The organism is Lacibacter sp., assembly GCF_057361365.1.
In genome coordinates, this window is sequence record NZ_JBMQSG010000007.1 from 227408 (window position 1) to 243021 (window position 15614).

11 protein-coding genes are annotated in these 15614 nt (G+C 40.8%); 7 read left to right on the forward strand and 4 right to left on the reverse strand.

Annotation, left to right across the window (positions count from 1 at the left end; all coding sequences use genetic code 11):
• Positions 1-5: 5 nt before the first annotated feature.
• From ACO1QW_RS05755 to ACO1QW_RS05770, 4 genes are all read left to right on the forward strand, one after another.
• On the forward strand, positions 6-866 hold the full coding sequence (locus ACO1QW_RS05755; RefSeq protein ID WP_486256552.1) for a pirin family protein: 861 nt from the start codon (positions 6-8) through the stop codon (positions 864-866).
• 83 nt (positions 867-949) lie between these two features.
• Positions 950-1507 carry an NADPH-dependent FMN reductase gene (locus ACO1QW_RS05760; RefSeq protein WP_486256554.1) on the forward strand — a complete coding sequence of 186 codons (558 nt, stop codon included), beginning with the start codon at positions 950-952 and terminating at the stop codon, positions 1505-1507.
• Between the two features lie 80 nt (positions 1508-1587).
• Complete coding sequence (locus ACO1QW_RS05765) at positions 1588-3435, forward strand: amidophosphoribosyltransferase (RefSeq protein WP_486256556.1); 1848 nt, start codon at positions 1588-1590, stop codon at positions 3433-3435.
• Positions 3436-3679: 244 nt separating this feature from the next.
• On the forward strand, positions 3680-4174 hold the full coding sequence (locus ACO1QW_RS05770; protein WP_486256558.1) for a SixA phosphatase family protein: 495 nt from the start codon (positions 3680-3682) through the stop codon (positions 4172-4174).
• Between the two features lie 4 nt (positions 4175-4178).
• On the opposite strand, the gene ACO1QW_RS05775 is transcribed toward ACO1QW_RS05770, so the two are convergent.
• The 3 genes from ACO1QW_RS05775 to ACO1QW_RS05785 form a co-directional block, all read right to left on the reverse strand.
• Entirely contained in the window at positions 4179-4577 is a 399-nt protein-coding gene (locus ACO1QW_RS05775) for a hypothetical protein (protein WP_486256560.1), read from the reverse strand.
• A 127-nt stretch (positions 4578-4704) separates the two neighbouring features.
• Positions 4705-6009, reverse strand: a complete 1305-nt coding sequence (locus ACO1QW_RS05780) for an amidohydrolase family protein (RefSeq protein ID WP_486256562.1) — start codon at positions 6007-6009, stop codon at positions 4705-4707.
• Between the two features lie 11 nt (positions 6010-6020).
• Positions 6021-9065, reverse strand: coding sequence for an amidohydrolase family protein (locus ACO1QW_RS05785; RefSeq protein WP_486256564.1), 3045 nt, complete (start codon positions 9063-9065; stop codon positions 6021-6023).
• A gap of 290 nt (positions 9066-9355) precedes the next feature.
• Here ACO1QW_RS05785 and ACO1QW_RS05790 point away from each other — a divergent pair, with 290 nt between their 5' ends.
• The 3 genes from ACO1QW_RS05790 to ACO1QW_RS05800 all read left to right on the forward strand — a co-directional run bounded on the left by ACO1QW_RS05790 (position 9356) and on the right by ACO1QW_RS05800 (position 13985).
• A complete protein-coding gene (locus ACO1QW_RS05790) occupies positions 9356-12757 on the forward strand; it encodes a PAS domain S-box protein (protein ID WP_486256566.1) in 3402 nt (1133 codons plus the stop codon).
• Between the two features lies 1 nt (position 12758).
• A complete protein-coding gene (locus ACO1QW_RS05795) occupies positions 12759-13394 on the forward strand; it encodes a response regulator (protein ID WP_486256568.1) in 636 nt (211 codons plus the stop codon).
• A 102-nt stretch (positions 13395-13496) separates the two neighbouring features.
• Positions 13497-13985 carry an asparaginase domain-containing protein gene (locus ACO1QW_RS05800; protein ID WP_486256570.1) on the forward strand — a complete coding sequence of 163 codons (489 nt, stop codon included), beginning with the start codon at positions 13497-13499 and terminating at the stop codon, positions 13983-13985.
• 15 nt (positions 13986-14000) lie between these two features.
• Here the strand turns inward: ACO1QW_RS05800 and ACO1QW_RS05805 are convergent, their stop codons facing one another.
• Positions 14001-15611, reverse strand: coding sequence for an amidohydrolase (locus tag ACO1QW_RS05805; protein ID WP_486256572.1), 1611 nt, complete (start codon positions 15609-15611; stop codon positions 14001-14003).
• Positions 15612-15614 lie beyond the last annotated feature (3 nt).

A 15614-nucleotide genomic window follows, 5' to 3' on the forward strand; every position in this document is an offset into this window, starting at 1 on the left:
AAAAAATGAAACAGATCAAGTATGTCAGGAGAGCGGCTCCCCCTCATATGGTAGGAGATGGTTTTAAAGTAAGGACATTTATTTCGTCGGCAATGTGGAAAGACATGAGCCCTTTCCTGATGCTTGATTATATTGAACCTACGAATTATTTACCAACTGATCATCCACGTGGTGTGGATGTACATCCGCACAAAGGTTTTGAAACGGTAAGCATTTTGTGGGAAGGTGCGTTGGCGCATGAAGATAGCAGCGGTGGTAAAGGGAAATTATTTGCAGGTGATGTGCAATGGATGACGGCTGGTGCCGGTATTCTTCACAAAGAATTTCATGAAGAAGAATTCAGTAAAAAAGGTGGGGTATTACATGGTGCGCAATTGTGGGTGAATTTGCCTGCAAGAAACAAATCAACGCCACCTGCTTACCAGGACATTCGTTCAACGAACATCCCCGAAATACAAATAGGCGATGATAAGGGAAAGATCCGCATCATAGCAGGTGAAATGAATGGTGTGAAAGGTCCGGCAAATACATTTACACGTATCAATATTTTTGATGCACATGCAAAAGCTGATGCTTCTTTTAATTTGAATGTGGTGGATGGTGATCATACAACGTTACTTGTATTGAAAGGAACTATTCTTGTTAACGACGACAAAACTGCACGTGAAGGTGATATGCTGATGTTTGATAACATCGGTGAACAAATACATATTCAAACAAATAACGAAACGCATGTGTTATTGTTAAGTGGCGAACCTATTACCGAACCGGTTGCTGCTTATGGTCCGTTTGTGATGAATACGCAACAGGAAATTATAGAAGCAATTGATGATTTTAATGCTGGCAAGTTTGGGCACTTAAATTGACTGTAGGCAAGCATTGGGTGAATAGAGGTAATTTTGTTGAAAGGTGCAAGCAGCATCATGTCAATCCTCAACCAATTATTAAAATGAACATTGAAATAATATCAGGCAGTCCGAGAGAAAACAGCGTAACACATCGTGTTGCAGTGTTTCTCCAAAAATTGCTGACAGCGAACACAAATCACACGGTAAGTATTATCGACTCAAGAGAATGGGATCTTCCATTGTTGCAACAGGTATTTGTATCTGTTGATGCAACCCCGGAAGAATTTAAACCGTTAAGCCAACGAATGTTCGATGCACAGGCTTTTATTTTGGTAACTCCGGAATATAATGGCAGCTATACGCCGGTGATGAAAAATTTATTGGATCATTACCCGAAACAAAGTCACAAAGCCTTCGGCATCGTTACAGCCAGCACGGGAATTATGGGCGGTATAAGGGCAACTCAGCAAATGCAATTACTGATCAATGCTCTATTTGGTATTGCCAGCCCGCATATGCTGGTAGTAGGAAATGTAGATAAGAAATTCGACGAGGACGGAAACCTGCTTGATGAAGCTTATCAGAAAAACATTGATGTATTTATCCGGGAATTTTTGTGGCTGGCGCAGAGCCTGCATCCCGAATCAGTCCTTAATTAATGCAGTAATGTTGGCATTGATTCTTACCTTTGCGCCTTCATTGGCCAAGGGTTAACCAAGGCCAACCTCTCAATACAATCATGAGCGACGAAATAAAACACGAATGTGGCCTGGCCTTCATTCGTTTACGAAAACCCTTCTCTCATTACCAGAAACAATATGGCTCCGTGCTGTACGGCCTTAACAAGCTGTACCTGCTCATGGAAAAACAACACAACCGTGGACAGGATGGTGCCGGTATTGCTGCTGTTAAGCTGAATGTAGAACCGGGTTATCCTTTCCTCCATCGCCTGCGTAGCAGCGCCAATCAGCCAATTGCCGATTTGTTTTTTAAGGTAGGACAGGAAGTGCAGGAGCTGGAAAAATATCAACCGGATATAAAACAACACGCCGGCTTAATGAAAGGTCATCTGCCTTTTCTTGGTGAGTTGATGTTAGGTCATCTTCGTTATGGTACCCAAGGCAAAAACAACGTGGAGTTTTGTCATCCATTTATCAAACGGAACACGCATCCTTCCCGTAACCTGGCACTCGCTGGTAATTTTAATCTTGTAAATACCGATGAGTTATTTGGATTGGTGAATATTGATCCGGGTGAATTTCAGCGCCAGAGCGATTTGGCAGCGATGATGGAAGTCGTACATCATTTTCTTGTGAAGGAAGATGAACTGAGTCCTAATAATCCTTCCCTGTGCAATGTGTTGAAAAAAGCAACGCCATTGTTTGATGGAGGTTATACCATTGGTGGTATGACAGGTAATGGTGCAAGTTTCGTAATGCGTGATGCACATGGTATTCGTCCGGCTTATTATTATGTGAATGATGAAGTGATGGTTGCAGCAAGTGAACGAGCAGCTATACGCACAACATTTAACGTTGGTGAAAATGAAGTATTAGAATTAATGCCCGGGCAAGCGTTGATTGTTGAAGCAGATGGCCAATATCATATTGAGCAAATATTGGAGCCAAAAGAACGCAGGGCTTGTTCATTTGAACGTATCTACTTCAGCCGTGGCAGCGATGAAAAAATTTATCGTGAACGTATCACTCTCGGTCATAAATTAAGCAAGCGTATACTTGAACATATTGATTACGATCTCAAGAATACCATCTTCTCTTATATTCCTAACACAGCAGAAGTTGCATTTTATGGTTTGGTAAAAGGCATGGAAGAATACCTGAATCAGATCAAAGTACAGCGGATCATGAGCTGGGGTAAAGATTTTGATGAAGAGAAGTTGAACGAGATGATCACTCGTAAGATCAGGCAGGAAAAAATTGCAATCAAAGATGTGAAGCTGCGTACGTTCATTACTGAAGACAGCAGCCGCAACGAAATGGTGCAACACGTTTACGACATTACGTACGGCACTGTGAAGAAGGATGTTGATACATTAGTAGTGATTGATGATTCTATTGTGCGTGGTACAACCTTGAAAGAAAGTATTGTGCGTATGCTCGGTCGCCTTGGTCCTAAAAAGATTATTGTAGTATCAAGTGCACCACAGATACGTTATCCTGATTGTTATGGTATTGATATGAGTAAGATGGGTGACTTCGTTGCATTCCGTGCAGCAATTGAATTGTTGAAAGAAAGGGGAATGACCGATTTGATAGAGGAAGTACATAATACCATTAAAGAATTACAACGCACAAATCAATTGCATACGGAGAATGTAGTTCGTCGTATCTATAAACCATTTACAACAGAAGAGATCAGCGATAAAATTGCACAACTGATCACACCTGCCGGATTTACGATTCCTGTACAGGTGATTTATCAAAATATCGAGGATCTGCATGCAAGCTGCCCAACCAATACAGGCGATTGGTATTTCACCGGAAATTACCCGACACCAGGAGGTAACAGAGTATGTAATAAAGCATTGCTCAACTATCTTGATGGCAAAAATGTACGGGGGTACTAAAAAAACCTTTAAATGGCTCTTTGGCTGAATTTTTGCTATCATTAAATGCCCGTCTTTAAAATCTATTAGACTAAACCGGGAAAAATACTTTTAAGGGAACCATCTGAGTAGTCGGGTGGTTTTTTTATTGCAAATGGATTTTTTATTTTAACCATATGATTGCGTCATAAATAACATTGAGCAATTGGTGGAGTTGCTAAATTTATGACGAAGACTATGTTCAGAAACCTTAATAAGTTGTCACATGAAATCACTACTTCTTATACGTCATGCAAAAAGTAGTTGGGATAACCCGGCACAAAATGATTTTGACCGGCCCTTAAATACCAGGGGACTGAAAGATGCGCCCATGATGGCGCAGCGATTACACGAGCGTAAAATAAAGATCGATGCATTCTTAAGTAGCCCTGCAGTAAGGGCAAAGCAAACATGTATATTTTTTATGCAGGAATTTAAAGCATCGGAAGATCTTCTTCATCTTCAATCGCAGCTCTACCTTGCAGTGCCTGATGTATTTATGCAGAGCATTGTAAATATTCCGGATTCAGTTTCCTCGGCTGCTATTTTCTCACACAACGAAGGCATTACTGAATTTGCGAATACACTTACCAATACCAGTATCGACAATATGCCCACCTGTTCTGTTTTTGCTGTAAAAACAGATATCGAAAATTGGAAAGATTTTAAAAAGGCAAAAAAAGAATTCTGGTTTTTTGATTATCCGAAACTGCAGCACTGACCAATTAAAGTTTTGTAAACTGTAACTCCTGCGTGGGATTGTTTCTTTGGTTATGAAACAGCACCTGTTTGGGATTGAGTAGTTCGTTGTACCAAAGTTTACTGATGTACTCAAGTTCAAGTTCGGGTGAGGTAATATCTAATTCAAAAGTATCGCCGGCTGCATTTTCGTTCCACGTACCATCGTACGTGTTTGTTCCATCAGTTACCTGCATCGTTTTATCAGCCTTAAATGTAAACTTCCAGCCGGTATAGAGATATGTAATGTTGCTGCCGTTATTTTTAAGTAAGGAAATGCGCCAGGTGCCTTGCGTAAGAATATTTTGCAATGGTGGGGTATCCTGGGGCTTACGGCACGAAAAAACGGCCGTTACAAGAAATAAAAAAAATACAAGCTTCTTCATAGTGGGTGTGGTTAGTTGATTTGGTCCCGTGAAGGTATAAACGTTTTTTTTAAGTGTTTACATATATACGAAAGAAAAAAGGTTGCCGTTTTTTGGCAACCTTTTTCATGAAATGTAAGCGAACAGGCTATTTGATGCCGTATTTGTACTTATAACGCTCGTTCAATTGTTTGTGCTTGTCTTCCAGGCTTACCTGGCGACCTTGAATAAACGCATGAGTGATAATGCTTGAACGCATATCCAAAATATCACCTTCACTCACAACGATATTGGCATCTTTACCTACTTCAAGCGAGCCGGTAATATTATCAATACCTAAAATCTTTGCTGCATTAAGCGTGATGGAACTCAACGCCTGCTCTTTGGTGATGCCGTAACCTGCAGCTGTACCGGCATTGAAAGGTAGGTTACGTCCACGTGTTGAACCATCGGTATCATTGATGGCAAACAGCACACCGGCATCCTGTAAATAAGTAGCCGATTTGTAAGGAAGATCCACATCATCATCAGGTGAAGTTGGTAATGCATGACGTTCTGCAAGAATAACTGCAATGTTATTTTGCTTCAACAGATCAGCAATTTGCCAGCTTTCACTACCGCCAACAATCACCACATCAAAACCAAACTCTTTTGCAAAGTCGATAGCAACCAGCATTTCTTTCACCACATCGCAATGCACAAATAACTTTTGTTTTTTCTCAAACAAAGCTTTTGTTGCTTCAAATTTTAAATTGGTTTTTGTGTGTGATGCCTCTTTGTGATAAGCTTTTGCTTCACGAAAAAACGCTTTGATGTCTTCAATTCTGCCTAATGCTTCTTTCACCTGGTCGGCTGTGCTTCTTGTTTCTGTTTGACCTAAGAATGCTGCAAAGCGACTGGGGCGTGGCAACAAACTGGGCATGTTCAAATGCATTTGACCATCGGCTTTATAAGTGGCCTCTTCCCAGTTCCATGCATCTAATTGCACAACTGTTGAAGTGCCGCTGATGGTGCCGCCTTGTGGTACCACATTCGCAAATAAAATACCATTGCTGCGAAGTGTGGCAATCACCTTTGAATCGGTATTGTAAGCTACAATAGAACGGATGTTTGAATTGTATAAACCGAATTCTGTATGATCGATGGTTGCTCTTACGCTGCTTATTTCTGCTAATCCCAATTCTGAAGAAGAGAGAATAAGCCCTGGATAAATGTGCTTCCCTTTGGCATCAATCACTTTGCCGGCGGCGGTGGCAGATTGTCCAACTGCTTTGATCTTTCCATTCTCGAATGTGATTGATCCGTTGTTAATCACCGTTCCGTTGCCCACATGAATAGTGGCATTGGTAATAGTGATTGTTTCTGTTTGTGCTTTTGCAGGGTAAACAGTTTCCTGCGCAACTGCAAGAATGCTTACGAGCAAAAGTTGTATACTGAATATTAATTTCTTCATTGTCGTAAATTTTATTGGTTGCTGTTTTGATCAACATCATCTGCATCGAGTACAAGTAATCCATGATTGTGATAATGATCTGTACAAGTATGCATGATCTCCATGCTTGGAGCAAACGGAACGGTTGGCGCACCTGTTCTTTTTTCACCGATCATCTTTGCCATCAGTCTTGCACGTTCTTTCGCAATATCCAAACGGATTTGTTTGTCTTTTTCACGATCGTAATAAACAATACCATCCACAATTGTTTTTTCAGCTTTTGCATAAATGCTCAGCGGATGATCGCTCCACACAACAATGTCAGCGTCTTTACCCACTTTAATGCTGCCCACTTTATCATCAACATGCAACATTTTCGCAGGATTAAGTGTAACCATTTTCAATGCATCTTCTTCGCTCATGCCGCCATACTTAACACTCTTCGCAGCTTCATGATTTAAATGGCGGGCCATCTCTGCATCATCTGAATTGATGGCTACATTCAAACCAACTTTTTGCATAATAGCAGCATTTTGGGGGATAGCATCCAGCACTTCCATTTTGTAATTCCACCAGTCACTGAACGTTGATGCTGCGGCACCATGTGCTTTCATTTTATCAGCTACTTTATAACCTTCAAGAATATGCGTGAAGGTGTTCAATGTAAATCCAAACCGATCTGCTACACGAATCATATCAGTAATTTCACTTTGCACATAAGAGTGACAAGTGATGAACCGTTTTTTATTCATGATTTCTACCAATGCATCCAACTCAAGATCACGACGTGGTGCAACAGCTTTTGCATTTTTCTTTTTGTCTTCGTCATATTTTTTCCAGCCGGCTTCATAATCTTTTGCACGAGTAAACGCATCAATTAATACCTGGCTTACACCCATACGACTGTCAGGGAAACGATTGTTTTGTTGCGATGATGAACGTTTTACGTTTTCACCTAATGCAAACTTGATAAACCCTGGCCAGCCCTGGAATTTTAAACCCTCATCATTTGCACCCCAACGGAGTTTAATGAGTTGTGTTTGTCCGCCAATGGTATTTGCAGAACCATGTAAAATATGCGATGATGTAACACCACCGCTCAACTGGCGATAGATATTAATGTCTTCAGGATTTAGATTATCAGTAATACGTACCTCAGATGTTACGCTTTGCCCACCTTCATTAATAGATGATGCTGCAATATGTGAATGTTCATCAATAATGCCTGCAGTAATATGTTTGCCTGTTCCATCAATTACTTTTGCGCCGGCATCGCTCAGATTTTTTCCAACTGCAGAAATTTTTCCGTTCTTAATTAATACATCTGCATTTTGTAAAACACCTTCTTTCTCGTTGGTCCACACAGTTGCATTTTTAATAAGAATTGTTTCCTGCTTTGGCATTTCTGTAAAACCATAGCCATTGAAAGGATAAGGAACAGCGTTGAGCTTAGGCGCAGTTTTAGGACGTGTTGTATCAGCCTTTACAATTGTTTCTTTATTGTAAACAGCCGTCCAGGTAAAGCGATTTCCATTTGCATCATCGCCAACCCCACTCCAATACGTATCATTTGCAATACCACTTAAGCGAATGTTGTTGCGACTTCCTTTTGCTTCAGGAAAATTTAGTTTTACTTGCTTTCCATCAAAACTAAAACGACCTGCAATGGTATCTTTTCCAATTACATTTGCAGTAGTGCTGCTCTTAACTTCGAGCGTGTAGTTCTTTGCTCCACCTGCTGTGTTAACCGTTAAATTGTAAATGCCTTTCACATCGCTCCATGATTCGTCTTTCACTGCATACTTTTCGCCCTGCACCCAGTTTTGATAGATCACTGTTTTTTCGGAGAAGATGGGGCCTGATGTAATAAGGAAGTTGGCGATCTTACCCGCATCAATACTGCCAACCATATCATACACACCTAAAACAGTAGCAGGAGTTTTTGTGAGTGCTTCTAAAGCTTTGTTTTCGCTTAAACCATATTCCATTGCTTTGCGGAGATTAGCCAGAAACTGGCGTGCATCACGCAGATCGGAAGTGGTTAAACAGAAATTAATGCCTGCTTTTTCAAACATAGCAGCATTTGCCGGAGCCATTTCCCAATGCTTCATATCGCTCAACGAAACAAAACGTGCATCATGCGGATCTTCTATATCCATTGCCGTAGGATAATTAAGCGGAAGAATGAAAGTGGCCTTTGTACCCGCCATTTCATTAATACGTTGGTACTCGTTACCACCAGCTTTCAGGATATACTGCACACCAAATTCATCACCAATTTTATCGGCACGAACAACAGCCCATTTATCATTTGCTTCAAAAATTTGCGGCAGGTTTTGATGTTCGTTCCAAAAGCGAAGCGAAAGATTCACACCTTCGGCCAGCGGATTGTTTTTATACCACTGTGCATCTAAATATGTTTGGCGCAAAAGAGCAATAGAACCCATTACAGAACCTGGATAAGATTGAGTGGAAGTTCCTTTGTTGAACGAATAGTGAGCAGATGCTTTTTCTTTCAGGATGGCTTTATTGTCTTTTGCATCAATCAACGATACAAATACACCCGTGCCTCTTGCAATACCATCACGCTGGTGAACAAGAGCCGATCCAAACCCATTATCACGTAAAGCCTTACCCTTTACATTATCGCCGGTAAAAATGCGCACCCCTTGCACATCGGTGCGTATTGCCTGGTTCCAACCGTACGCTCCTTTCTGGTTAGAGGTAAGTTGTGCTGGTGAGTTAAAATTGAAACCACCTTGGGTACGCTGCGGTGTAGGCATGCCATAATCGGCATACACATCAATGAAAGAAGGGTAAATGAATTTCCCCTTACAATCGATCACCACCGCATCGGCTGGTACGTTTACATTCGTACCAACAGAAACAATGCGCCCGTCTTTAATCACTAGTGTGGCATTGCTGAGGGTGGTGGACGCATCTTTTACAATTGTTGCGTTGGTAAATGCATAAAGGCCGTTGCGTGGGTCGGCTACGCCATTCACAGGAAAGGTTTCCTGCGCCCTGGCTACTGTGCAAAACAGTAACAGCCAGGCGAAAAGGACTGATCTTCTCATGCTGTTGTTGATTTTTTAAAATGAAGGGCTTAAGATAGGGGAAAATATAAAACAGGATGTCAGGATTGTATGAGTGGAAACATAGCTTTTCGGCGCTCCCGGAGTTTTGCAGCCATTGGAAAAACATTATTTCAGCTGCTTGAAATTTTGCAGTATTTTTTACCAGAATCTACTGTTGGAATTGTAGTTTTAGTAGTACAGGTAGTTTAAAGTTTACCGCTTTCTAAATACATTTTGTACTACAAATGCGATAAGTGTTTTAAATTACTTTTGTTACGTATCCAATATTAATGAATAGTATCGTCTTTATACCCGAATCCTTCGAACTCAGCCAACAGCTCTATTACGTGCTGGTAAGGCCTGACGGGTATTATGCAGGAGCAAATCCACACTATTTTTATCGCTTTGGACTGGATGAAGAAAAGATCACCAGCATTCATTCACTTGCATCTATTCACCCCGATGATCAGCAAGCTTATTCTGCTGCGTTAAAAACAACTTTACAAAAACCGGGTGTTGCAGTTTCAGTAGAATTACGGAAAGCAAAACAAAACGGCCATTTTATTTCCACAAAATGGGAGGTATCCTATAACGGCGAAGAGAATTATATTCAATGCATAGGTTTTGATGCGCCGCAAACAGGCTCGCCTCAAATGGATATGACAAGTAAAGAAGAAATGCTGGAACAACTTCTTTCAAATGGGGTTGATGTGTTTTTTCTTACCGACGAGAATAACAATATTAATTATTGTTCGCCCAATGTGGCAAAGGTGATGGGTTACGAACCTTCAGAGTTACTTGGTTTGAATGGTTTTTCGTTTGTTCATCCCGACGATGTTGCGCTTGCAGCTGCCACTTTTAAACTTGAAGTAGAAAAGCCTGATCAAAATCGTGCAATCGATCTTCGTTTCAGGAAAAAAGACGGCAGTTGGTTATGGACCGAAGCCAAGGGAAGGAGCCTTTTTCACAATCCGCATATTCGCTCAATGCTCATTAACCTCAATGATATTTCCCTGCGCAAGCAGTGGGAAGAAACGTTGAAGGAAAGTGAGAACAGGTACAAATTATTTTTTGATCATTTACCACTTCCGCTTTTTGTAATTAGTAACGATCATAAAACGATCCTCGATGTAAATCATTTTGCTGTGGAGCATTATGGTTATACAAAAGAAGAGTTTCTGGCTATCAGCTTGTGTAAGATATTCGACAAGCCGGTTAAGTGCGAACATCTTTATGATTTGTATAAAAGTGGCCAACCTGTTGAACACCGCACTAAAAGTGGCGACATATTATCGGTAACTATTGCCCGCCATGAAATTATTCATTCCAACATTAACGGATATCTGTTACAGATCAACGATATCACAGAGTCGTATCGTACCAACCAGGAAAACGAATTAGGTTTCGATATTTCGGAAATACTCATTCAGCCAAAACCATTAAATGAAAATCTGAAACTGGCCTTAAACAAGTTAAGATCATTTACAGGTTGGGAACTGGCTGAAATATGGGTGCCCGGTTTTGATGCAGTTTACCTGCGTAACCAGGTATCAGATTTTGACGAGTCAGATAATGACCTCGCAGCATTTTCTGCAACTACAAATGATCATGTGTATTTGCTGAGCGATTACGCTTCAAGTGAAGTGTCTGTTTCGCAAAAGCCTTTTTGGATTGAAGATATTGCAACTAGTCCTTTTGATTTTAAACGTAAAGAAGCCGCTCTTAAATATGGCTTTCATTCTGCTCTGGCGATACCAGTAATTAGTGAAGGCGTAGTTGTTTGTTGCCTTTTCTTTTTAAACAGGCAACAAAAGAAATTCAATCGTAACGATGTAAACCTTATCGGCGTGCAGGGCAAGTTGTTTGCTGCAGAGATAACCAAGCGCAAGAATAATTTGATGCTTGATCAGTTCTTCCTCATCAGCAAAGATATTCTCACCATTGCAGGGCTTGATGGAAGATATAAACGTGTGAACCCCGCTTTTGAAGCATTTAGTGGTTACTCATCAGACGAAGCAAAAGAAATACATCCACTCAGCTATGTACACGATTATGATAAATCTGCAGTGCTTGAAAAACTAAATGATTTAAGTCGTGGCATCGATATTCCCTATTTTGAAAACCGCATTGTTAACAAAGCCGGTGAAACAAAATGGGTGGCGTGGACTGCAACTCCGCTGTTGAGTGAAGGCATCATCATTGCATCGCATCGTGATATTACAGCACAGAAAGAAGCAGGTGAAGCCCTTAAGATCAGCAACGAACGCTACGAGTTTATTAAAAGCGCAGCAAACGAAGCCATCTGGGATTATGATCTGTTGACAAAAACAATCATCCGCAGTAATGGTTATAAAGTGTTGTTCGGGTACGATACTGACATAGAGCATTCCAACCTGAATTTTTTTGAATCGAAACTTCATCCGGAAGATAAAGAACGTGTGATACAAGAACTGCATGCATTCTTGAGCCAGGGACATACAAAGCTTTGGCATTGCGAATATCGTTTTCAGAAAAGCGATGGTTCTTATGCCTTTGTTGCCGATAAAGGTTACCTCATCACTGATAAAGATCACTTACCTATCAGGTTAGTTGGTACCATGCAGGATGTTACGGAGCAAAAAGAATTTGCTGAAAAACTTAAGATCAGTAATGAACGTTATGAACTGGTAACAAAAGCAACGAATGAAGCAATCTGGGATCTTGATCTTGAGTTGAACAATATGACGTGGAGCGAAGGTTACCGAATATTGTTTGGCCATGGATTTGAAGATGCCGACCAGGATTTGGATTTTTGGGAAACTAATATTCATAACGATGAACGCATCATGGTGATCGAGAGTTTTAATTCTTTCCTGCAGCAACACTCAACGCCGCACTGGGAATGCGAATATCGCTTTCGTCGTAAAGATGGATCTTATGCCAATGTTCTTGACAAAGGATATATGATCTTTAACAACAAAGGAAAGCCAGTGCGTATTGTTGGTGCCATGCGTGATATAACTGAACGAAAGAAGCTGGAGAAAGAGTTGATGTTGAAAGAACGTGGTCGTCAGTTCCAGGTAGCACAAGCTGCAGTATTTGCACAAGAAAAGGAAAGAGCTGAAATAGGTAAGGAGTTGCACGATAATATTGGTCAGCTGTTGACTACAACAAAACTATACCTGGAAATGATGAAGTTGAACCAGGCTGATCCAACTGAACTGATCGATCGGGGCACAAAACATATTAACACGATTATTAGTGAAGTAAGAAATCTTTCCCGATCCTTGGTACCTTCAAGTATCAATGATCTTGGATTAATTGCTTCGGTAAATGATCTTATAGAAAGTTTCCGGGCCTTAGGAAGTTTCGACATTCGTTTTTTTGCAACGAATACAATTGAAGAGCGGATGGATGATAGTATTAAACTAACCATTTACCGAATTTTGCAGGAACAGTTAAACAACATTGTCCGTCATGCAGAAGCAAAAAATGTGATGGTGGAAATGTTTCAGGAAGATAATAAGATCTATGTGTTCATTGGTGACGATGGCAAAGGTTTTGATCTGCAAACAGTAAAGAAGGGCCAAGGGCTCACAAACATAAAAAGCCGTGCTGAATTACAGGAAGGATCAGTAGAGATCCTCACGAATCAAGGACACGGTTGCAAATTAATTATTCAAATTCCTATTAATATTTTAAAAACGACATGAAATGGAAAAGATTACAGTTTTAATTGCCGACGATCATAAGTTGATCCGTGAAACCTGGAGTTTTATTTTGAATAGTGATCCACGCTTTACTGTAATTGCTCAGTGCAGTAACGGTGAGGAAGCTATTGAAATGGCTCAGAAATTACGTCCGAAAATTGCTTTGTTAGATATTAACATGGCCCCAATGAACGGGATTGAAGCAACGGAGCAGATCCGTAAGTTTTCACCTGCAACAAAGATCATTGGCGTATCAATGCATTCGCAACCAGCTTACGTTAAGAAATTATTGAAGCTTGGTGCAATGGGTTATGTAACCAAAAACTCACCTCAACAGGAAATGTTTGATGCTATTGCAGCAGTATATGAAGGCAAGCGTTACATCTGTGCCGAAGTAAAAACAATTTTGAGTGAGCAGATTTTTGAAGAAGAAAGTACAGGTGCAAATACACTGTCAACTCGTGAGCTTGATGTAATTAAATACATCAAACAAGGGATGTCTTCAAAAGAAATTTCTGGCGAGTTGAATATTTCATTGAAAACAGTAGAAGTTCACCGTCATAATATCCTCAAAAAATTGAATCTTAAAAACAGCGCAGCTTTAGTGAATTATATCAACTCTTCAGGTTTAGTGATCTGATGATGGTTATTGATTATGACTCAGGGACGCTTACCGGCGTCCCTTTTTTATTGCCTTGCAACCAATAGATTCTTTTTCTTTGCACTTATTAAACAACTTGTCATGGCAGTTCGCATTTTTATTACCGGGGGCACATTCGATAAAGAATACAATGAAATTACCGGCCAGCTTTTCTTTAATGATACACATATGCATGATCTGCTTGAGATGGGACGTTGCCGTGTGCCGGTTGAAATTCGTACGCTGATGATGATCGATAGTCTTGAAATGACGGATGAAGATCGTGACCTGATCGTTCACCAATGCGCCAATGCAGATGAAGACCGGATCATTATTACACATGGTACCGATACCATGAGTGATACCGCAAAAGTACTCGCTCAAAAAATTTCAGACAAAACCATTGTACTCACCGGTGCTATGATCCCGATTAAATTTGGTAGTAGCGATGGTCTCTTTAACCTCGGCAGTGCATTAGCTTTTGCCCAAACATTACCCCACGGAGTGTACGTTGCAATGAATGGCCGTTATTTCCATTGGGATAATGTGCGCAAGAACAAACAAACCGGTATGTTTGAAGAAGTGAAATAATTTCTCCACGAACTATTAATCTTTCTTCTCCAAAGTTGGGTAAGTAATGCCCAGCTGTTCTAAATAAGTATTGTATTTCGAAGGATCGTAATAATATTTCTTCAACTGCGGCCTGAACTGCTCCATAATTTTTGTATTCAGAAAAATAGCAGGCGGCGTATTCTTCTCAACAAACGGAATATATTTCTGATCTTTTGTCTGCACGTTTTTATGATAATCCCATGCATCAGCAATGATCTTTGGATTGGTAAGCATATCGATCAATGTTGATGCAAGCACTTTGCTTCCGCTTACAACACCTTTGTGTGCAATAGGTGTGGCCATGGCAATACCATCGGCCCAGTTATGACCCGGTGTGCCGGGAATGTTGGATGGATAACGCAATACAACAGTCGGAACATTCCATGCAATGTCAGCAATATCATCACTGCCTGCTCCCCAGGAAAATTGCACAGGCCCATTTAATGTATCGAGTTTAGTTGCCAGGCCATCAATTACGTTTCCACGTTGATCTTTCCTCGGTGCACTCACTAATTTTTGCACTGCTCTTGCCAATGCCTGATCATCGTTACTCCATGTTGGTAAACCAACAGCCTTGATATTTTTATAAACTGCCTCAGCAATAGATTTATTGAAATGCCCGGGCCATGCAGTGCCAAGCAACCGATGTTTTACAGTTGTATTCGTCATCATAGCTGCGCCATTGGCAATGCGGATGCCATCATCATACATGGCTTTAATATCTTCATGAGTACGTTCACGGAAATAATACCACACTGCAGCTTTTGATGGAACCACGTTCGGCTGATCCCCACCGTCAGTAACAACATAGTGCGAACGTTGCGTTGGTTTTAAATGTTCACGTTTATAATTCCACCCAATATTCATTAACTCAACTGCATCGAGTGCGCTTTTACCACGCCATGGCGCCCCGGCAGAATGTGCAGAGCTGCCTTCAAATAAAAATTCAACAGATACCAGTCCGTTATTTCCTGCATCGCCCCAACTCACACCTAAGTTGTTGCCAACATGAGTGAAGATGCAGGCATCTACATCTTTAAAAACTCCATCACGAATATACCATGCTTTGCTCCCTACTAATTCTTCTGCAACGCCGGGCCAGATCATTAATGTGCCCGATAGTTTTTCACGCTCCATAATTTTCTTGGCTTCAATAGCAGCAAGTATCACTAAAGGCAAACCAGAGTTATGCCCTTCACCATGCCCCGGAGCATCTTCAATGATGGGACTTTTATAAGCAACACCGGGTTTTTGTGATGCTTTGGGGATACAATCAACATCACTACCTAATGCAATAAACGGTTTGCCATTGCCCCATTTGGCAATCCATGCCGTGGGTATTCCTGAAACGCCTCGCTCAATGCTAAAACCATTTTTTTCCAGGATACCGGTGAGATAAGCACTTGTTTCAGTTTCATGAAAGCCAAGCTCAGCAAAACTGAAAACCATATCAACCATTACCTGTGCATCTTTTGCTTTTGCATCAACAGAAGCGATCACTTCTTTTTTCCATGCCTCAGTTTTTGTTGCGGAAATTGTTTTTACCTGCGCCTTGTTTGAAAAGGAAAATAACAGACACACGAAAGTTGTAAGAAATGTTCTCATGCT

Bases quoted from the DNA above. Each gene is read 5' to 3' on its own strand.
- ACO1QW_RS05755 (WP_486256552.1), top strand. From the start codon at position 6: ATGAAACAGATCAAGTATGTCAGGAGAGCGGCTCCCCCTCATATGGTA.
- ACO1QW_RS05760 (WP_486256554.1), top strand. From the start codon at position 950: ATGAACATTGAAATAATATCAGGCAGTCCGAGAGAAAACAGCGTAACA.
- ACO1QW_RS05765 (WP_486256556.1), top strand. From the start codon at position 1,588: ATGAGCGACGAAATAAAACACGAATGTGGCCTGGCCTTCATTCGTTTA.
- ACO1QW_RS05770 (WP_486256558.1), top strand. From the start codon at position 3,680: ATGAAATCACTACTTCTTATACGTCATGCAAAAAGTAGTTGGGATAAC.
- ACO1QW_RS05775 (WP_486256560.1), bottom strand. From the start codon at position 4,577: ATGAAGAAGCTTGTATTTTTTTTATTTCTTGTAACGGCCGTTTTTTCG.
- ACO1QW_RS05780 (WP_486256562.1), bottom strand. From the start codon at position 6,009: ATGAAGAAATTAATATTCAGTATACAACTTTTGCTCGTAAGCATTCTT.
- ACO1QW_RS05785 (WP_486256564.1), bottom strand. From the start codon at position 9,065: ATGAGAAGATCAGTCCTTTTCGCCTGGCTGTTACTGTTTTGCACAGTA.
- ACO1QW_RS05790 (WP_486256566.1), top strand. From the start codon at position 9,356: ATGAATAGTATCGTCTTTATACCCGAATCCTTCGAACTCAGCCAACAG.
- ACO1QW_RS05795 (WP_486256568.1), top strand. From the start codon at position 12,759: ATGGAAAAGATTACAGTTTTAATTGCCGACGATCATAAGTTGATCCGT.
- ACO1QW_RS05800 (WP_486256570.1), top strand. From the start codon at position 13,497: ATGGCAGTTCGCATTTTTATTACCGGGGGCACATTCGATAAAGAATAC.
- ACO1QW_RS05805 (WP_486256572.1), bottom strand. From the start codon at position 15,611: ATGAGAACATTTCTTACAACTTTCGTGTGTCTGTTATTTTCCTTTTCA.